Origin of the sequence: Streptoverticillium olivoreticuli subsp. olivoreticuli, from assembly GCF_003391135.1 — a bacterium.
Classification (GTDB): Bacteria; Actinomycetota; Actinomycetes; order Streptomycetales; family Streptomycetaceae; genus Streptomyces; species Streptomyces blastmyceticus.
In genome coordinates, this window is record NZ_CP031455.1 from 5,608,846 (window position 1) to 5,625,235 (window position 16,390).

General features: G+C 71.6%; 19 protein-coding genes. 7 read left to right on the top strand and 12 right to left on the bottom strand.

What is annotated here, in order from left to right; all coding sequences use genetic code 11:
• Window positions 1-2: 2 nt before the first annotated feature.
• The 5 genes from DXZ73_RS24795 to DXZ73_RS24815 form a co-directional block, all read right to left on the bottom strand.
• Window positions 3-575, bottom strand: a complete 573-nt coding sequence (locus tag DXZ73_RS24795; protein ID WP_116213262.1) for a hypothetical protein — start codon at window positions 573-575, stop codon at window positions 3-5.
• A gap of 16 nt (window positions 576-591) precedes the next feature.
• On the bottom strand, window positions 592-969 hold the full coding sequence (locus DXZ73_RS24800; RefSeq protein ID WP_116213263.1) for a helix-turn-helix domain-containing protein: 378 nt from the start codon (window positions 967-969) through the stop codon (window positions 592-594).
• An 87-nt stretch (window positions 970-1,056) separates the two neighbouring features.
• On the bottom strand, window positions 1,057-1,842 hold the full coding sequence (locus DXZ73_RS24805) for an ABC transporter permease (RefSeq protein WP_116213264.1): 786 nt from the start codon (window positions 1,840-1,842) through the stop codon (window positions 1,057-1,059).
• Window positions 1,839-2,792 carry an ATP-binding cassette domain-containing protein gene (locus tag DXZ73_RS24810; RefSeq protein ID WP_116213265.1) on the bottom strand — a complete coding sequence of 318 codons (954 nt, stop codon included), beginning with the start codon at window positions 2,790-2,792 and terminating at the stop codon, window positions 1,839-1,841. The genes DXZ73_RS24805 and DXZ73_RS24810 overlap by 4 nt, the downstream gene beginning before the upstream one ends.
• A gap of 26 nt (window positions 2,793-2,818) precedes the next feature.
• The gene (locus DXZ73_RS24815; protein WP_116213266.1) at window positions 2,819-3,490 is read right to left on the bottom strand and encodes a DUF4097 family beta strand repeat-containing protein; all 672 of its coding nucleotides are present in this window, start codon (window positions 3,488-3,490) and stop codon (window positions 2,819-2,821) included.
• Window positions 3,491-3,714: 224 nt separating this feature from the next.
• Here DXZ73_RS24815 and DXZ73_RS24820 point away from each other — a divergent pair, with 224 nt between their 5' ends.
• Window positions 3,715-4,470 carry a GbsR/MarR family transcriptional regulator gene (locus DXZ73_RS24820; RefSeq protein WP_116213267.1) on the top strand — a complete coding sequence of 252 codons (756 nt, stop codon included), beginning with the start codon at window positions 3,715-3,717 and terminating at the stop codon, window positions 4,468-4,470.
• An 8-nt stretch (window positions 4,471-4,478) separates the two neighbouring features.
• On the opposite strand, the gene DXZ73_RS24825 is transcribed toward DXZ73_RS24820, so the two are convergent.
• Entirely contained in the window at window positions 4,479-5,927 is a 1,449-nt protein-coding gene (locus tag DXZ73_RS24825) for a helix-turn-helix domain-containing protein (protein ID WP_116213268.1), read from the bottom strand.
• Between the two features lie 218 nt (window positions 5,928-6,145).
• Here DXZ73_RS24825 and DXZ73_RS24830 point away from each other — a divergent pair, with 218 nt between their 5' ends.
• Window positions 6,146-6,730, top strand: coding sequence for a DUF4232 domain-containing protein (locus DXZ73_RS24830; protein WP_162890316.1), 585 nt, complete (start codon window positions 6,146-6,148; stop codon window positions 6,728-6,730).
• Between the two features lie 22 nt (window positions 6,731-6,752).
• Here the strand turns inward: DXZ73_RS24830 and DXZ73_RS24835 are convergent, their stop codons facing one another.
• Window positions 6,753-7,784 (bottom strand): alpha/beta hydrolase, encoded by a 1,032-nt coding sequence (locus DXZ73_RS24835; protein WP_240351478.1) that lies wholly within the window; start codon window positions 7,782-7,784, stop codon window positions 6,753-6,755.
• A gap of 201 nt (window positions 7,785-7,985) precedes the next feature.
• Here DXZ73_RS24835 and DXZ73_RS24840 point away from each other — a divergent pair, with 201 nt between their 5' ends.
• From DXZ73_RS24840 to DXZ73_RS24860, 5 genes are all read left to right on the top strand, one after another.
• A complete protein-coding gene (locus DXZ73_RS24840; protein ID WP_116213271.1) occupies window positions 7,986-8,882 on the top strand; it encodes an RNA polymerase sigma-70 factor in 897 nt (298 codons plus the stop codon).
• Complete coding sequence (locus tag DXZ73_RS24845) at window positions 8,870-9,337, top strand: SRPBCC family protein (protein WP_116213272.1); 468 nt, start codon at window positions 8,870-8,872, stop codon at window positions 9,335-9,337. The genes DXZ73_RS24840 and DXZ73_RS24845 overlap by 13 nt, the downstream gene beginning before the upstream one ends.
• A gap of 137 nt (window positions 9,338-9,474) precedes the next feature.
• Window positions 9,475-9,969 carry a cupin domain-containing protein gene (locus DXZ73_RS24850; RefSeq protein WP_116213273.1) on the top strand — a complete coding sequence of 165 codons (495 nt, stop codon included), beginning with the start codon at window positions 9,475-9,477 and terminating at the stop codon, window positions 9,967-9,969.
• A 114-nt stretch (window positions 9,970-10,083) separates the two neighbouring features.
• On the top strand, window positions 10,084-10,845 hold the full coding sequence (locus tag DXZ73_RS24855; RefSeq protein WP_116213274.1) for an SDR family oxidoreductase: 762 nt from the start codon (window positions 10,084-10,086) through the stop codon (window positions 10,843-10,845).
• 87 nt (window positions 10,846-10,932) lie between these two features.
• On the top strand, window positions 10,933-11,391 hold the full coding sequence (locus DXZ73_RS24860) for a pyridoxamine 5'-phosphate oxidase family protein (RefSeq protein WP_116213275.1): 459 nt from the start codon (window positions 10,933-10,935) through the stop codon (window positions 11,389-11,391).
• 4 nt (window positions 11,392-11,395) lie between these two features.
• Here DXZ73_RS24860 and DXZ73_RS24865 read toward each other — a convergent pair whose 3' ends face one another.
• The 5 genes from DXZ73_RS24865 to DXZ73_RS24885 all read right to left on the bottom strand — a co-directional run bounded on the left by DXZ73_RS24865 (window position 11,396) and on the right by DXZ73_RS24885 (window position 16,384).
• Window positions 11,396-12,184, bottom strand: a complete 789-nt coding sequence (locus DXZ73_RS24865) for a putative protein N(5)-glutamine methyltransferase (RefSeq protein WP_116213276.1) — start codon at window positions 12,182-12,184, stop codon at window positions 11,396-11,398.
• 143 nt (window positions 12,185-12,327) lie between these two features.
• Window positions 12,328-13,185, bottom strand: coding sequence for a hypothetical protein (locus tag DXZ73_RS24870; protein WP_116213277.1), 858 nt, complete (start codon window positions 13,183-13,185; stop codon window positions 12,328-12,330).
• A 105-nt stretch (window positions 13,186-13,290) separates the two neighbouring features.
• Window positions 13,291-13,884 carry an NADPH-dependent FMN reductase gene (locus DXZ73_RS24875; RefSeq protein ID WP_116213278.1) on the bottom strand — a complete coding sequence of 198 codons (594 nt, stop codon included), beginning with the start codon at window positions 13,882-13,884 and terminating at the stop codon, window positions 13,291-13,293.
• 103 nt (window positions 13,885-13,987) lie between these two features.
• Window positions 13,988-15,226, bottom strand: a complete 1,239-nt coding sequence (locus DXZ73_RS24880; RefSeq protein WP_116213279.1) for a GNAT family N-acetyltransferase — start codon at window positions 15,224-15,226, stop codon at window positions 13,988-13,990.
• 174 nt (window positions 15,227-15,400) lie between these two features.
• The gene (locus tag DXZ73_RS24885) at window positions 15,401-16,384 is read right to left on the bottom strand and encodes an asparaginase (RefSeq protein WP_116213280.1); all 984 of its coding nucleotides are present in this window, start codon (window positions 16,382-16,384) and stop codon (window positions 15,401-15,403) included.
• Window positions 16,385-16,390 lie beyond the last annotated feature (6 nt).

A 16,390-nucleotide genomic window follows, 5' to 3' on the forward strand; every position in this document is an offset into this window, starting at 1 on the left:
GCTTACTGGTCCTCGGACTTGGCGTCCGTCTTCTTGGGCGCCGCGGCCTTGCGGCCGGCCGGCTTCCGCGCGGCGGCGGGCTTGGCGTCGTCGCCCTGCGCGTCGGCCCCGTCCTCCGGCCCGGTCCCGTCCGCGGGCTTGGCCTCGCTGTCCGGCTCGATGGCCACGGCGATGTCCGCGACCTCCTCGGCGGCCTCGCCGCGCCAGGTCTTCACGGCGACCCGGCCGCGCTCGGCGAACTTCTCGTACTGCTCGCCGGCCTTCGCCGCGTAGCCCACGGCCTGGCCGACGCCCTGGAGCAGCAGGTCCTGTGCGGACTGGCCGAGCTTCTTCGCGTCGCTGTCGAAGGTGCTGACGATCTCGGTGAACTTCGCGGTCACCGTCGCCTGCGTCTCCTTGGCCCGCTGGGTCACCTTCTCCTGAAGGGCCTTGGGGTCGGTGTTGCGCAGCTGCTCGAACCGCTCGGGCGCCTCGGCGACGGCCTGCCCGAGCTTCTCGGCGGTGAAGTCGGCGAGGCCCGCCGCGGCGTACGCGGTGTCGGTGGCGGCCTTGCGGAGGTCCTGGGTGGTGGCCATGGCGATGGTCTCCCGGTCAGCTAGAAGATTTGCTGTCGTCGTCCGTCGCGAGCCCGTTCTCCTTACGGAAGGACTCGTAGATCTGGAGCAGCACCTGCTTCTGCTGCTCGTTGATCGAAGGGTCGGCGAGGATCACACTGCGGACCTCCGCCTCGTCCCGGTCCCGCTCGTCGAGAATCCCGGCCTGTACGTACAAGGTCTCGGCGGAGATCCGCAGCGCCCTCGCGAGCTGCTGGAGGATCTCGGCACTCGGCTTGCGCAGGCCGCGCTCGATCTGGCTGAGATACGGATTGGACACCCCCGCGGCATCGGCGAGCTGCCGCAGCGTGAGCTGCGCGTTGCGCCGCTGCTCCCGCAGGTACTCACCGAGATTGCCGACGTTGAGTGATCCCATGCGCTCGATGCTGCCCCACGTTGCTAACTTTTGCAAGCGACCTGCTTGCAAAAGTATGGGCTCCGGTGGTCCGCGCTGTCATGGCGGTTACTTCGGGTCGCTGTTGAACTTCGAGGTCGACCAGAAGTAGCCGAGCACGGTCAGGCCCAGGCACCAGGCGACGGCGAGCCATCCGTTGTTGCCGATGTCGGTGCCGAGCAGCAGCCCGCGCAGGGTTTCGATGGCGGGCGTGAACGGCTGGTACTCGGCGATCGGCCGGAACCAGCCCGGCATGGAGTCGACCGGGACGAAGGCGCTGGACAGGAGCGGCAGCAGGATCATCGGCAGTGCGTTGTTGCTGGCCGCCTCGGCGTTCGGGCTGATCAGGCCCATGCCGACCGCTATCCAGGTGAGTGCCAGGGCGAAGAGCACGAGCAGTCCGAACGCCGCGACCCACTCAAGGACGCCTGCGTCCTTGGAGCGGAAGCCGATGGCGACGGCGACGGCTCCGACGAGGACCACGCTGGCGATGGATTGCAGGACGCTGCCGATGACGTGTCCGATGAGTACGGATCCGCGGTGGATCGCCATGGTGCGGAAGCGGGCGATGATGCCTTCGGTCATGTCGTTGGAGACGGAGACCGCGGTGCCGATCGTGGTGCTGCCGATGGTCATCAGCAGGAGGCCCGGGACGAGATACGCGATGTATGCGGAGCGGCCGCCGCCGCCGATGCCCGCGCTCATTGTGTTGCCGAAGATGTAGACGAAGAGCAGGAGCAGGATGATCGGGGTGAGCAGGAGGTTGAGGGTGAGGGAGGGGTAGCGGCGGGCGTGCAGGAGGTTGCGGCGCAGCATGGTGGAGGAGTCGCGCACGGCGAGGGCCAGAGAGCTCATCGGACGGTCTCCTTGGGCTTGTCGGTGCCGCCGGTCAGGGCGAAGAACACGTCGTCGAGGTCGGGGGTGTGCACGGTGAGTTCGTCGGCTTCGATGTGGGTGGAGTCGAGCCAGTCGAGGATGGAGCGCAGTTCGCGCTGGCTGCCGTCGCTGGGGAGTTGCAGTGCGAGTGCTTCGTCGTCGCGGGTGGCTTCGCGCAGGGTGAGGGCGGCGGACTGGTAGGCGGCCGGGTCGGTGAAGCGGAGGCGGACGTGTCCGCCGGGGATGAGCCGTTTGAGTTCTTCCGCGGTGCCTTGGGCGGCGATCTTGCCGTTGTTGAGTACGGCGATGCGGTCGGCGAGTTCGTCGGCTTCGTCCAGGTACTGGGTGGTGAGGAAGACGGTGACGCCGCCGGTGACCAGTTGGCGGATGATCTGCCACATGTTGTGGCGGGAGCGTGGGTCGAGGCCGGTGGTGGGTTCGTCGAGGAAGATGATCCGCGGGCTGCCGACCAGCGTCATGGCGATGTCGAGGCGGCGTTTCATGCCGCCGGAGTAGGTGGAGGCGGGCTTCTTCGCCGCTTCCACGAGGTCGAAGCGTTCCAGCAGTTCGGCGGCGACCCGCCGTCCTTCCCGCTTGGAGAGGTGGTGCAGGTCCGCCATGAGGAGCATGTTCTCCTCGCCGGTGATCAGCCCGTCGACGGCCGAGAACTGCCCGGTCACACCGATTGCGGCACGCACTGCCTGGGGGGCAGTGGCCAGGTCGTGGCCGCCGATGTGGATGTCACCGGTGCCCGGGTCGGGGGAGACGAGGGTGGAGAGGATCTTGACGGCGGTGGTCTTGCCGGCGCCGTTCGGGCCGAGCAGCGAGAAGATCGTTCCTTCGGGGACGGTCAGGTCGACGCCGTCGAGCACGACCTTGTCGCCGTAGGACTTGCGCAGCCCGTTCGCCGCGATGGCCAAGTCGGTCATGATGAGTGCTCCTCAGGGGCTGCGGGTCAGATGCTGCGGGCGGTGATGTCGCCGTAGGCGGTGGTCGCGTGGATGTCGAGCCGGGCGGCGGCGCCGTCGGTGTTCTGGAGCGCGTTGTGGATCCGGCCGTAGCCGGTGCCGGCGTCCAGGGAGGCGGAGACTCCGCGGGCGGCGCCGACCGACACGTCGCCGGACTCGGTGCGCAGCACGACCGTGCCGCCCATGGCCTCGGCGATGTGGAGGTCGCCCTTCTGGGTGCTGATCTCCGCGGGGCCGCCCAGGCGGCCGACCGAGATGTCGCCGGCGAGGAGGGTGAGGCGGGCGCCCGCGGTCTCGTCGAGCTTGACCGTGCCCTGCGCGCCCTCGAAGGCGACGTCGCCGAGCCGTCCGACGCCCCGGAACTCGGCGAGGGCCGCCTTCGCCTCGACGCGGGAGCCGGCGGGCAGCTGGACCGTCACCTCGACCGACCCGGAGGGGCCGAGGATCCGGTTCTTCTCCTGGGAGGTCTCGATCCGCAGGACGCCGTCGGCGTATTCGACCGTGGTCTGCTCCGCCGCCTTCACGTCGCGGCTCTTCGAGGCGTTCGCGGGCAGGACCTCGACCGTGGTGTCGGCCCGGTCGGCGGCGATGAACCGGATGCGTCCGGCGGGGATGTCGAGGACGGCGGAGACGGGGGCGGAGGTGTCGAACTTCTGCATCGTGTTTTCCTTCGGTGCGTTGTTGTTTCCGATGAGGGAAAAGCTACGTTGCGTTCGAGGATCATTCAATGAGTTCGTTGCGCAAAATTGGCATATATGCAGGTCAGAGCTTGGAAATCGTTGCAATGATCTTGAATTCAATGCAATGAAAGGCGCCTGTTCGTTGCAATGAATTGCGGGTGAACGCTATGCTGGAGGCACCAAGGAGAGCGAAGGAGACCGCGATGCCGGGAGGCAGGCTCACCCAGCAGGAACGTCAGCAGATCGCGCTGGGGCTGGCCGACGGCCTCGCCTACGCGGAGATCGCCAGACGTCTCGACCGCCCGACCTCGACCATCACGCGCGAGGTCATGCGCAACGGCGGCCCCACCGCCTACCGCGCCGACCTGGCCCACCGCGCCACCGAACGCCGCGCCCACCGGCGCAGGCAGGCCGCGCCCCGGGGGGCGGAGGCGCCCCCGCAGGCCTACGGACGCGACGCCGAGGCCGTGCGCGAATACGAGGAGACCTTCACCGTCATCCTCATGGCCTCGGGCGTGCCCAAGATGATGGCCCGGGTGCTGGCCTGCCTCACCCTCACCGACGCCGGCAGCCTCACCGCGTCCGAACTCGTCCAGCGCCTTCAGGTCAGCCCGGCGTCCATCTCCAAGGCGGTCGCGTTCCTCGAAAGCCAGGGCCTCGTCCGCCGGGAACGCGACGAGCGCCGCCGCGAGCGCTACGTCGTCGACGACGACGTCTGGTACCAGTCGATGATGGCCAGCGCCCGGTCCACCGCCCAGCTCGTCGGGATCGCACGGCAGGGCGTCGGCATCCTCGGACCCGACACCCCGGCCGCCGCCCGCCTCGAGAACATCGCCCGCTTCCTCGACTTCGTCTCCGAGAGCATCACCCGCGCCGCGGAGCAGGCCCGCGAGGTCCTCTACACGAAACCCGGACCGGCCTCAGGCGGCACCGCCGAGCCCCGTCCGGATCACGGATAGACGGGACATCAGGATGTTGCCGGGACCCAGGCGTTGGGGCCGGCCGCGTTGTACCAGTAGCGGTGGTCGTTGCTGAGCGCCGTGGTGCGGAACGGGCGGCCGTGGTCGTCGATGGTCGTGATCTGCTGGCGGCCGCCGCTGCTCCAGGCCAGTTCCAGCTTCCAGCGGACGTCATGGCCGAGCGTGGAGGCGTCGATGTCGAGCACCTGGGGGTCGGTGGCGGACACCTTGTAGGGGAAGTCGGTGGTCGACGTCGGCCGCTCGCCCTCCTTGCCGGGGACCGGCCGGGGGCGTGGCGAGGCGTCGTCGAGGTCGATGGCGAACGAGGCGGGCGCCAGCTCGCCGCCGCAGCCCGCGCCCATGGTGTAGCCGTTCCGCGCGGGCGCCTTGCCGCTGTCGACCACGTGGACGTACAGACCGTGCAGGACCACGGGGGTGTTGCCGGTGCCCTGCACGGTCACCTCCATCCGCAGGTTCCCGGCGGGCACGGCGTGCAGCGCGGACGCCCAGCCGTCGGTGGCGCCCCGGGCCGGGGGCGGCGGGACCTTGCCCGGCTCCTGGTCCAGGGCGAACCACTGGCCGCAGGGGCTGCCCCAGTTGTTGGTCATGACGCTGACGGTGAAGGGAACGGCGGCGGGACCGGTCGGCGGGGCGCCGGAGGAGTCGCCGGGGGCGCCGTCCTGCTCGGTGGCCGAGGAGGGTGTGGCGCCGGGGGGCGCGGAGGTGCGGGGGGCGCCCGAGGGCGACGGCGAGTGCGGGGCGATGGCGTCGGCGGCCGCGTCCGCCGAGAGGGGCTGCTGCGCCTTCGCCGACTGCGCCTTCGCCGAAGCCGCCGCGTGCCGTGCGCCGGACGGCTCGGTGGTGTGCGCGCCACCGCCGAGCGCCGCCACGGCCACGGTCGTGCCGGCCGCCATGGCCACGGCGACGCCCGCCGCGAGCGCGACCAGCCGACGGCGCCGGCCGCCGGACCGGGTGGGTATGCGGGCGGGGTCCGCCTCCGGCGCCGAAGCCGAAGCCGAAGCCGAGCTCTCCTGATTCTCCGTTACATCCGGCAGGGCCACGGGGGGTTCAAGTGCGTCTGCCGTGACCGCCGGGGGGACGGGAGCCGGGACGGGCGCGGCTTCGTCCGTGACCGCGTCGGCCGCGCCCTCGCGCGGAGTCTCCGTACGGGCCGGTCTTCCGGCGGGCGCACCTCCGCCCGCCGACTCCCGGCGGCGTTCGGCCAGGGCCACGATCCACTGCCGGTGCAGGGCCACCAGCTCGTCGGCGGACGCGCCGCAGACCCTGGCGAACCGCTCCACGGGCGCGTAGTCCGTGGGCACCGTCTGGCCGTTGCAGTAGCGGTGCAGGGTCGAGTTGCTGGAGTGCAGCCGCTTGGCGAGGGTGCCGTAACTCCGCCCGGAACGTTCCTTCAGTTCACGCATCAGCTCCGCGAACCGCTCGGTCTCCGTACCCATCCCCACCCTCACCCTCGTCCCGGAACGCCGTTCCAGGCCCGGCAGTTTCCCCAGGTGAGAGGGGGTGGAACCGTTCCATGGTTCCCACTTCCCGGCAGGAAGGGCGACTGGGACGAAAAAGGGCCCAAAGTTGGCCTGGCCAGCCGGGGTCCGCCCCGGATCCGAACGGATTCCTGGCCCTGTGCGAACCACTCCACCCACTCGACGGAGGAATACCCATGTCCATGACCCGTACCCGCACCCTGTTCTCCTGCGCAGCCCTGGCCCTCGGCTCCATCGCGGTCATCGGCAGCGCCGGCACGTCCTCGGCGGCGTCCGGCAACACCGACACCGACAGCTACGCCTACTCCCACGCCTGCACCTCCAACCAGCTGTCGGTGCAGGTGATCCGGCACTCGGAGGACTCCAGCCAGCGGGTGATCGAGGTGCGCAACCTCGGTAGGAACGCCTGCGGCCTCTCCTACCACCCGCTGGTCAGCATCGGCGACCCGAACGCAGCGGACCACAGCCACGACATCAAGCCCCTGATCCCCGGCGGCCTCGGCGGTGCGCCCGCGTACCCGCTCCACGCCGGACAGGCCGCCTACGCGGTCATCGACCTCGACCCCACCGGCAAGGCCGGGGCCACGCTCCCTCAGGGCGCCGAGCTGAACGTCCTGGCCCACGGCGACATGCCCAACGCCGAGACGCTCAACTTCCCGGTCGGCTCCAACGCGCGGGTGCTCAACCCGAAGCTGGGCCTGTACGAGAGCAACATCAACGACGCGATCAGCTCCATGGAGCAGGCGACCGTGCAGTCCTGATCACCCGTTGTCGTAGCCGCCCTCACCCGACGGGCCGCCTCCTCGTACCGGACTGTGCGAGGAGGCGCCGCAGCCAGCGGGTGCGGGCATCGCGCGCGTCCCGGCTGAGGGCCGCCTTCGGCGCCAGGCCGTCGAAGCCGTGGTACGCGCCGGGCCATACGTGCAGTTCGGCCTGGCCGCCGGCCTGCCAGATCGCGTTCGCGTAGGCCACGTCCTCGTCCCGGAACATCTCGGCCGACCCGACCTCGATATAGGCCGGGGGGAGTCCGGAGAGGTCCGTGGCGCGGGCGGGGGCCGCGTAGGGCGGCAGGTCCGCGGCGCCGTAGCGGTCGCCCAGCAGTGCCTTCCACGCGGTCTCGTTGGAGGTGAGGTCCCATATGCCGCGGCCCGACATCTGGTGACTGGAGAAGGTGCTGTCGCGGTCGTCGAGCATCGGGCACAGCAGCAGTTGCCCCAGCGGCCCGGGACCGCCGCGGTCACGGGTCAGCAGGGCGAGGGCCGCGGCGAGCCCGCCGCCGGCGCTCTTCCCTCCGATGACGATGCGGCCGGGGTCGATGTCCAGTTCGGCCGCGTGCCCGGCCGCCCAGACGAGTCCGGCGTAGCAGTCCTCCAGCGGTCCCGGGTACCGCGCCCCCGGCGCCAGCCGGTACTCGACGGAGATGACGGCCATCTCCAGAGGGAGGGCCCACTCGCGGAGGATCCGCGGGAGCACGGACCACGCGTTGCCCATGATCATGGCGCCTCCGTGCAGGTAATACAGCAGAGGCAGCGGCCCGGTGAGCCCGGCGGGCCGGGCGCTCACGAGCGTGACGTCCGGTCCGCCCGGCGGTCCCGGCACGCGGAGCTCCGTCACCTCGAACCGGCCGTCGGCGCGCAGATCCTCGGCCGTCGGCCTGGGCCGGCCCGCGGCATCCCGCTCCTGCCGGGCCCGGAGATTCTCCGGGGTGACCGGCTCCCTCGACTCCGGGCCCAAGGCCGCCAGCGCGACGCCCAGTTCGGGGTCGAAGGGCGGCACCGCCTCCGATGACGCCCCGTCGAGACGGTTCGGCTGCACGCACGTGCACCTGGGGAACGCTCGCCTGAGACCCATGCGGCGTAGCCAATCACACCGCCCTGCGGGCAGTCGGGCGCCCGCCCCACCGCGCTGTGAAGCGAATCACACTGACGACCTGTCACGGTTCGCCGGTGCGGCGTGTCTCGATGGGCGGCCGAGGAGAGGAGCCGGATGTGGCGACTGTGCGAGTGGGGAGCGGGAATGGCCGATGACGCCTTCAGTGAGCACCGGCCGCTGTTGTTCACCATCGCCTACGAGATGCTGGGCAGCGCGGCCGACGCCGAGGACGTGCTGCAGGAGAGCTATCTGCGGTGGAGCGCGGTCGATCCGGCCGCGGTGGAGCATCCGCGCGCCTATCTGGTCCGTGTGGTGACCCGGCAGGCGCTCAACCACCTGCGCGCGGTCAAGGCGCGGCGCGAGGAGTACGTCGGTACGTGGCTGCCCGAGCCGATCCGCACCGCGCCCGAGGTGAGCGAGGACGCGATCCTGGCCGAGTCGGTGTCGATGGCCATGATGCTCGTCCTGGAGACGCTGAACCCGACCGAGCGCGCGGTGTTCGTGCTGCACGACGTGTTCGGCTACACCCACGGCGAGATCGCCGCCTCGGTCGGGAAGACCGAGGTCACCGTCCGGCAGATCGCCCACCGCGCGCGCCGGCACGTCCACGCGCGGCGGCGCCGCTTCGAGCCCGACTCCGCCGCCGGCCGGGAGATCGTCCGGCGGTTCCTGCTCGCGGCGGCCACCGGTGAAGTCCGGGAGCTGATGGAGCTGTTGGCGCCCGACGTCGTGCAGATCTCCGACGGCGGGGGGAAGGTGGTCGCCGCCCGCCACCCGATCACCGGCCGCGACGACGTCGCCCGGTTCGTCCTCCGGGTGATCCGCGCCACCGTGGCGACGACCCACGTCGAGCACGCCACCTGCAACGGCATGCCCGCGGCGCGGTTCGTCACCGACGGCCAACTCGACTGGCTGGTCGCGTTCGAGATCCACGACGGGCGGATCACCGGCCTCTACGGCATTCGCAACCCGGACAAACTGCACCGTGCCGACACGGTGCTCCCACTCGACAGAGGAGAACACCAGCCATGGAAACCATGACCGTCGAGCGCACCGTCCACGCCCCGATCGACGAGGTGTTCGCCTGGCTCACCACGACCACCAACTACACGCGCTCGCCCCTGGTGCTGCGCTGCCGGCTGACCCGGCGCGGCGAGGGCGCGCCCTACGGCGTCGGCGCGGTGCGCGATCACCTCTGGCTGATCGGCTTGTTCCGGGAGCGCATCACCCACTACGACGCGCCGTACGCCACCGAGTACGTCGTCGAGCGCAGCCTGCCGCCGTCCCGGCACGAGCTCGGCCGTATGACGTTCACCGAGGTCGACGGCGGCACCCGGGTCCGCTGGACGACCCGCGCCGAGATCCCCGTCCCGCTGCTCGGCGCCTTCCTCACCCGGCGCGTCGCGCGGCCGATCATCACCGGCACCTTCCGCAACATCCTCGACGCCGCCGACACCGCACTGGCCCGGCGGCCCGTCCGGGACGAGTCGCGCTGAGCGCGGCCGATGAGCCAATTGGCCCACGATCATGGTGAGGAATTGCACCAGGTCGCTGGGCTATTGGCCGTCTAGAGTCATGATCATGAAGCCGCGGCGGAAGACCGCGGCCACAGATCGGGACGAGGGACACCACCATGGACGCCACCGCACTCAAGCCGCTTCTGACCCGGGCCGCCGACGCCGAGACCACCAGCGACCCGAGCAGCGTCATGACCCTGCTCGCCGACTGCGGCACCGACGGCAGCCCGCTCACCAGCTACCGCTCGCACTTCGCCGAGGGGGCGGTGGGTGCCCCGGCCCACTTCCACACCCGGGCCTCGGAGCTCTTCTTCGTCATCGGCGGCTCCCTCCGGGTGCTCGTCGACGACGAGGTCAAGACCCTGGGCGAGGGCGACCTCCTGCTCGTACCGCCGCACACCCCGCACGCCTTCGCGGCGGCTCCCGGGGCCGAGGCCGACGTGCTGTTCGTCTTCACCCCCGGCATGCCGCGCTTCGACTACCTCCGGCTGCTCGGCCGGGTGATGCGCGGCGAGGCGAGCCCGCAGGAGATCAAGGAGTCCTCCGAGCGCTTCGACAACCACTACGTGGACAGCCCGGTGTGGCGCGCCGCCCTCGAATCGGTGCGGTGATCTTCCTTCCGGAAAGCGGTCACATTCCTTCGCCGCCGGGAGTCATAGCTGCAGAACCGCAAAACGAAGGCGCCGGGGGCCGGTCCCCCGGACCGAACGAGTTTTGGAGCAGCCATGACGTCGACCATCCTGGTCACCGGCGGTACGGGCACGCTGGGCGGCCATGTCGTGCCCCTGCTGCGGGCGGCCGGCCGTGACGTGCGGGTCCTCAGCCGGCACGACCGCGAGTCCGCGGACGGCATCGAGTACGTGACCGGCGACCTCCTCAAGGGCGAGGGGATCGAGGACGCGGTGGCCGGGGCCGGGACCGTCCTGCACCTCGCGGGCGGTCCGAAGGGCGACGACGAGGCGACCCGGAATCTGGTGCGGGCCGCCTCGCGCGCCGGGGTGCGGCACCTGGTGTACATCTCGGTCATCGGGGCCGACAGGATCCCGCTGGGCTACTTCAGGTCCAAGCTGGGCGCGGAACAGGCCGTGGCCGGCTCCGGCCTGCCCTGGACCACGCTGCGCGCCGCCCAGTTCCACGACCTGGCCCTGACCGTGGCGGGGAAGATGGCGAAGATGCCGGTGGTGCCCGCCCCGGGCGGGCTCCGGTGGCAGCCGGTCGACGCGCGCGAGGTGGCGGCCCGGCTCGTGGAACTCGCCCTCGGCGAACCGGCCGGCCTGGTGCCCGACCTGGCCGGCCCGAAGGTGTACGAGCTGGCCGAGCTGACCCGCGGCTATCTGCGGGCGTGCGGCAGGAGCCGGTTGACGCTGCCGGTCCGGATGCCGGGAAAGGTGGGCCGTGCGTACCGCGCGGGCGAGAACCTGTCACTGGAAGGGGCCGCTGTGGGCGAGCGGACCTGGGAGGACTTCCTGGCGGAGCGGCTGCGTTAGCCCCCGGGCCCGACCCGGGGATCGGTCTCGTTCCCTACGACCTAGGCCCGAGGCGCGATGGCGAACGCGTCGGTAACGTCACCGGACATGAAGGTCAGGGAAGTGCCCCGCGGCCCGGGGCAGCGCAAGATCGACGTATTGGAGCGGTGGGGGAGCGAGCTGGACATCTGGGTCGCCTCGGCCGGTGCGGACGGGGCGCCGTGTCTGGTTCCGCTGTGGTTCGTGTGGGACGGCGAGGCGTTCTGGCTCTCCACCCGCGTCACCAACCCGACCGGGCGCAACCTCCGGGACAGCGGTCGCGCCCGGCTCGCGCTCGGGCATACGCGGGACGTCGTGCTCGTCGACGGCGCGGTGGAGACCTTCGCCGCGACCGAGGTGCCGGCCGCGGCGGCGGACGCGTTCGCGCGGCGCACGGGGTGGGATCCACGCGGGAGTGCCGAGCCGTACGCGTACTTCAGGGTGACCCCGGAGGCCGTGCAGGCGTGGCACGAGGAGCACGAGCTTCAGGGGCGGCACCTGATGCGCGGTGGTGAGTGGGTGGTCTGAGCGGTCACCGGAGCGTGCCCGTCACCACCGTGGCGTGGAGATCCTCGTCGTGGGTCACCTCGGGGATCAGGCCCGCCCGGGCGAACCACTCGGCCGTGGCGGCGGATTGGCGCTCGCTGGTCTCGACCAGGAGGTGGCCGCCGGGCGCGAGCCAGGTGCGGGCCGCCGCGGCCACGCGACGCTGGACGTCGAGGCCGTCGGAGCCGCCGTCGAGAGCCACTTGGGGCTCGTGGACGCGCGCTTCGGGCGGGAGCAGTCCGATCTGCTCGGTGGGGACGTACGGCGCGTTGGCCACCAGGACGTCGACGCGGCCCCGCAGCGCGGCGGGCAGCGGGGCGTAGAGGTCGCCCTCGTGGACGCGGCCGCCCGCCGCGATGTTGCGGCGGGCACAGCGCACGGCGGCCGGGTCGATGTCGGCGGCGTGCAACTCCGCGCCGGGCAGCGCAGCGAGGAGCGCGGCGCCGACCGCGCCGGAGCCGCAGCACAGGTCGACGATCACGGGGGAGGGGCCGGTGGCCAGGGCGGCGGCCTGCCGGACGAGGTGTTCCGTGCGCCGCCGGGGCACGAAGACGCCAGGGTCCACGGCTATGCGCAGGCCGCAGAACTCGGCCCAGCCCAGGACGTGTTCCAGGGGCAGGCCGACGACCCGCTGTTCGACCATGCGGGCGACGTCGTCCGGCGTGGGCGCGGTGGAGAGGATCAGCTGTGCCTCGTCCTCGGCGAAGACGCAGCCTGCGGCGCGCAGCCGGGTGACGACGGAGGAGGGGGAAACGGGAGACGCAAGAGCGGACATGAGAGCCTTTCGGGAAGCCGAAGGGCGCTCTCGCGGTTCACCCGCGCGGGGTGGACCGTACGGCCACGAGGGGAGAGCACCCGACCTGAACAGCGGTAATGGGTCTCACCTCCTCGATTCGCGTACTGCCTGAGCCGCTCACATTACCCGATGGCCGCCGACGGGCGCCCGTCGGCGACCAGCCGGTGGACCGACGCGGCCATGCTCTCGGCGAAGGCGTCCCGGGCGGCGGGCTCCAGCAGGTCCAGGGACAGATACGGATTGAGGTCTTCCAGTTCCACCAGGAGGAGTTCGCCGCCCGGAGCGCGGCAGGCGTCCACGCGCTGGATGCCGTATTCGATGTCGTTCCAGTCGACGAAGCGCTGCGCGAAGGCGAGGTCGGCGGCGGTGGGCTCGTACGTCTCCAGGGCCCAGCGCTGCTCGGGCCGGGGCGCGTACAGCGCGTACTGGAAGGACCGGTCGACGAAGTAGAACGACACCTCGTAGGCGAAGGGGATGCGCGGCTGCACGAGGATGTCGCCGTAAGGGAGTTCCGCGAGCCGGTCCCGGGGGACGAATTCCAGCCCTATGGAATCCGCGCCGAGCTTCGGCTTGACCACGTATTCGTCGGCTTCCGGCAGCCGGCCGACGTCCCGCGGGTCGTCGATGGTCGGTATGACGGGATATCCCGCGGCGGTCAGGTCGAGGAGATAGCGCTTGCCGACCATGTCGGCCTTGCCGGACAGCTGGTTGTAGACCCGCACGCCCTGCTTCTCCGCGAGCGCCCGGAAATCGTCGTACTCGGCCTGGTAGTTCAGCACCGGCCCGCTGTTGCGGACCACGACCGCGTCGAAGTCCGCCATCAGCGCGGCCGCGTCCAGCGGGTGGCACAGCGCGATGTCGAATTCCGCGCGCAGCCGGGAGGAGAGAAAGATGTCCTCGTCGCAGTACCGCCGCCCCCGGGCCTCGTAGGCCAGGTCGGTGACATACAGAATGCGGCTGCGGCGCTGCTCGGAAGACATCGTTCCTCCTGGTGGATCGGGCTCCTCGCCAAACTACCCGGGGCCGGGAGGACGATCGGCCCCGGGGAGAAGGCCGGATTCCGCGGACCCACCCGTCAGGAGAGGTCAGGAGCCGTACGGGCGCGCCGCGCGGGCCTCGCGCAGGGACAGCGCCCACCACGCGAGCTGGTCGAGCATGACCTTCGCCGCGCCGGCCGCCGCGTTCCCGGCCGTCTCGTCCAGGTGGCCGCCGTCCTCGTCGAACTTGCCCCAGGGGCTGTGGATGCTGACCACCTCGCGGATGGTCACCGCGTGCAGCTCCGCGAAGACGGGGCGCAGGTGCTCGACCGCGCGCAGACCGCCGGAGAGCCCGCCGTACGAGACGAACGCGACCGGCTTGGCGCGCCACTGCGTGTAGTGCCAGTCGATGAGGTTCTTGAGGGGCGCGGGGTAGCTGTGGTTGTACTCCGGCGTCAGGACCACGAAGGCGTCGGCCCGCTCCAGTCGCGGGGTCACCGCGGCCAGCACCGCGGCGTCCTCGGGACTCGGCTCCTTGGAGAGGTGCATCGGCAGCGGGTGCTCGGCGAGGTCGATGACGTCGACCTCGACGTCGCCGCGCTCCGCGACCTGCGCGGCGAACCACTTGGCGACCGTGGTCGCGAAGCGGCCCTCACGGGTGGAGGCGATGACGACGGCAAGACGGTAGGTGTCCTCGGACATGGTGGTCCCCCCTGGTTCGTGCCGGCGCGGGTCCGGCGGGCTGTTGAGAAGAAGCCTGCTACCTCAAGCTCACTTGAGGTCAAGTGCGGTCTTCCCGGGGCCGTCAGAAGGTGTCGGGGCACCAGGGCCTGCGCGCCGTGCGCAGCAGCGCGTCCGCGACTGCCACCGCGCCCGCCCGCTCCTCACCGATCCGCCCCAGCGCGGCGAGGCGCGCCGCCGACTCGTCACCGAGGACGAGCGTGCCCAACTCGCCCACGGCCAGCGTGAGATCCGCCGCCCGGCCGGTGGGCGTACAGCGCGCGCCGTCCGGCCCGGCGTCCAGCAGGAACCGCCCGCCCGCCAGGCCGTCCGGGTCGGTCACCTCCAGGACGAGCGCGCCGGACGAGGCGTACGTACGGGCCTCCAGCAGCGCCGGTACGTCCAGGGGCCGCACCCACAGATAGTCGGCGTGGGAGAGGACGCGCGCCGCGCGCGGGTCGGGCAGCAGCAGCGGGAGGATGTCGTCGGGGGCGCGGAACCCGGTGCGGACCCGGGTGATCCAGTCGACCGACAGCAGAAAGCGCCACAGGGCCCGTTCGGCGGCCGGGGTGACGGCTATGAGGTCGAGGACGGTGGCCGAGCAGTGGGGGAGCTTCGTCTCCCAGGTGTCGTCCGCGGTGTACGCGAGGAGGCCGTCGACGGTGCCGTCCGGGGAGCGGTACAGGACGGCGAACGGCTCCTGCCAGGGGTTGCCGTTCGGGAGCGCGCCCGTCTTCGTCAGCCACCAGCGCTCCGGGCGGTCGACGGCCCCGTGCCGTACGGCGCGCATGCGTTCGTGCAGGCCCGGGCCGTGCTCACGGACCTCGGCGGGGTCCGCGAAGTCGACCCGGCCGCCGTCCTCGGGGCCGCCGTAGCGCCGGTCGAGACCCGTGCGCGCCACCTCGACCTCCCACTCCGTCACCCAGGCGGCCGGGCCGAAGCCGTAGCGGCCGTAGATCGGGTACTCCGCCGCGATCAGCGTGGCCGCCGCGTCCCCGCGCTCCTTGGCCGCGCGCAGATCGTCCGCCATCATGCGGCTCAGCAGGCCGCGCCTGCGGTGGGTGGGGGACACCGCCACATTGCTGACCGCGTCCGTCGTGACGTCCGCGCCGCCGGGGAGGCTGAGCCGCTGCGTGAAGCTGCGGAAAGTGGCGACGCAGCGGTCCCCGTCGAACGCGCCTTGCGTCCGTGGGGTGGCGTGGGTCGGGGTGCGGAACTCGATCTCTTCCTTGCTGGGGGTGGGGGGCCGGAGGAAGCCGGTGCGCAGGGCCTTTGACCATTCGGGGAGGTCGGCTTCGGTGACGGTGCGGATGTCTGGCGTCATGGGGGGACGGTAGGGGGGTGGGTGGTGCGGGGGCATGTGTTTTTTGGGTGCGGGTCCGTTGCCGCCTGCGGTGGGCTTTTTCCCCAGCCCCGCCCCTTCCCGAAACCGGGGGAAACCCCCGGACCCCGAGCGCCCTGCGGGCGGCAACAAACCCGCACCTTGCAGGCGCAACGCTCAGAACGTCGCGCGGATCTCGCCCACCCGCCGTGCCCCGCCGAGGAGCGGCGCCTCGGCCATGCGGGCCACGGCCGGGACGTCCACGCCCAGAAGGGAGAGCGCCCGGGCCAGCACAGGCCCCGTCGCCCGCAGCGCGCCGTCGTCGATCTTGAAGGCCAGGGCCCGGCCGTCCGGGAGGGCCACCGCCTGGACCGCCTCGGCGCCCATCTTGGACAGCGCTCCGGGCACCTCTCGCATCAGCCACGTGTCGGCGCGGCGCGTACCGGCGACGTACTCCGGGTGCGCGCGCATCGCGTCCGCGACCCGGCGCTCCGGCGTGCCCGGCTCGGCCAGGACGAAGCTGCGGAAGGCGCGGGCCAGGCCCAGGAGGGAGATCGCCATCAGGGGCGCGCCGCAGCCGTCCGTACCGACGTGGGTGACGCTCTCGCCGCTCGTCTCCTCGACGACCTGGAGGGCGAGCCGCTGGAGCGGGTGGTCGGCGTCGAGGTAGGAGTCCGTGTCCCAGCCGTTGAGCGCGCACGCCGCGATCATGGCGGTGTGCTTGCCGGAGCAGTTCATGGTGACGCGGTCACGGCCGTGCCCGGCCGCGAGGTACGCCTCCGCCTCCACCGGGTCCAGGGGCAGGTCCGGCGGGGTCTGCAGGGCGTCCTCGGAGATCCGGAACTCCGTGAGCATCGTCCGCACCAGCTCCCGGTGGAACGTTTCTCCGGAGTGACTCGCCGCGGCCAGCGCCAGCCGCTCCCCGGAGAGCTCCAGGCCGGCCCGCAGCACGGCGGCCGCCTGCATCGGCTTGTTCGCGGAGCGCGGGTAGACGGGCGCGGACGTGTCGCCCAGCGCCAGCTCGACACTGCCGTCCGCCGCCAGCACCACCAGCGAACCGCGGTGGTGGCCCTCGACGAAGCCGGAACGTACGACCTCGGCGAGGACCGGCGGTATGCCGGCCGGGGCCGTGGCGGGGGAGTCAGGGGTCGAGGAGGTCATCGTCGG

Excerpts from the sequence above, each read along its gene's own strand:
- DXZ73_RS24795 (WP_116213262.1), bottom strand. The coding sequence starts at position 575 with ATGGCCACCACCCAGGACCTCCGCAAGGCCGCCACCGACACCGCGTAC.
- DXZ73_RS24800 (WP_116213263.1), bottom strand. The coding sequence starts at position 969 with ATGGGATCACTCAACGTCGGCAATCTCGGTGAGTACCTGCGGGAGCAG.
- DXZ73_RS24805 (WP_116213264.1), bottom strand. The coding sequence starts at position 1,842 with ATGAGCTCTCTGGCCCTCGCCGTGCGCGACTCCTCCACCATGCTGCGC.
- DXZ73_RS24810 (WP_116213265.1), bottom strand. The coding sequence starts at position 2,792 with ATGACCGACTTGGCCATCGCGGCGAACGGGCTGCGCAAGTCCTACGGC.
- DXZ73_RS24815 (WP_116213266.1), bottom strand. The coding sequence starts at position 3,490 with ATGCAGAAGTTCGACACCTCCGCCCCCGTCTCCGCCGTCCTCGACATC.
- DXZ73_RS24820 (WP_116213267.1), top strand. The coding sequence starts at position 3,715 with ATGCCGGGAGGCAGGCTCACCCAGCAGGAACGTCAGCAGATCGCGCTG.
- DXZ73_RS24825 (WP_116213268.1), bottom strand. The coding sequence starts at position 5,927 with ATGGGTACGGAGACCGAGCGGTTCGCGGAGCTGATGCGTGAACTGAAG.
- DXZ73_RS24830 (WP_162890316.1), top strand. The coding sequence starts at position 6,146 with ATGTCCATGACCCGTACCCGCACCCTGTTCTCCTGCGCAGCCCTGGCC.
- DXZ73_RS24840 (WP_116213271.1), top strand. The coding sequence starts at position 7,986 with ATGGCCGATGACGCCTTCAGTGAGCACCGGCCGCTGTTGTTCACCATC.
- DXZ73_RS24845 (WP_116213272.1), top strand. The coding sequence starts at position 8,870 with ATGGAAACCATGACCGTCGAGCGCACCGTCCACGCCCCGATCGACGAG.
- DXZ73_RS24850 (WP_116213273.1), top strand. The coding sequence starts at position 9,475 with ATGGACGCCACCGCACTCAAGCCGCTTCTGACCCGGGCCGCCGACGCC.
- DXZ73_RS24855 (WP_116213274.1), top strand. The coding sequence starts at position 10,084 with ATGACGTCGACCATCCTGGTCACCGGCGGTACGGGCACGCTGGGCGGC.
- DXZ73_RS24860 (WP_116213275.1), top strand. The coding sequence starts at position 10,933 with ATGAAGGTCAGGGAAGTGCCCCGCGGCCCGGGGCAGCGCAAGATCGAC.
- DXZ73_RS24865 (WP_116213276.1), bottom strand. The coding sequence starts at position 12,184 with ATGTCCGCTCTTGCGTCTCCCGTTTCCCCCTCCTCCGTCGTCACCCGG.
- DXZ73_RS24870 (WP_116213277.1), bottom strand. The coding sequence starts at position 13,185 with ATGTCTTCCGAGCAGCGCCGCAGCCGCATTCTGTATGTCACCGACCTG.
- DXZ73_RS24875 (WP_116213278.1), bottom strand. The coding sequence starts at position 13,884 with ATGTCCGAGGACACCTACCGTCTTGCCGTCGTCATCGCCTCCACCCGT.
- DXZ73_RS24880 (WP_116213279.1), bottom strand. The coding sequence starts at position 15,226 with ATGACGCCAGACATCCGCACCGTCACCGAAGCCGACCTCCCCGAATGG.
- DXZ73_RS24885 (WP_116213280.1), bottom strand. The coding sequence starts at position 16,384 with ATGACCTCCTCGACCCCTGACTCCCCCGCCACGGCCCCGGCCGGCATA.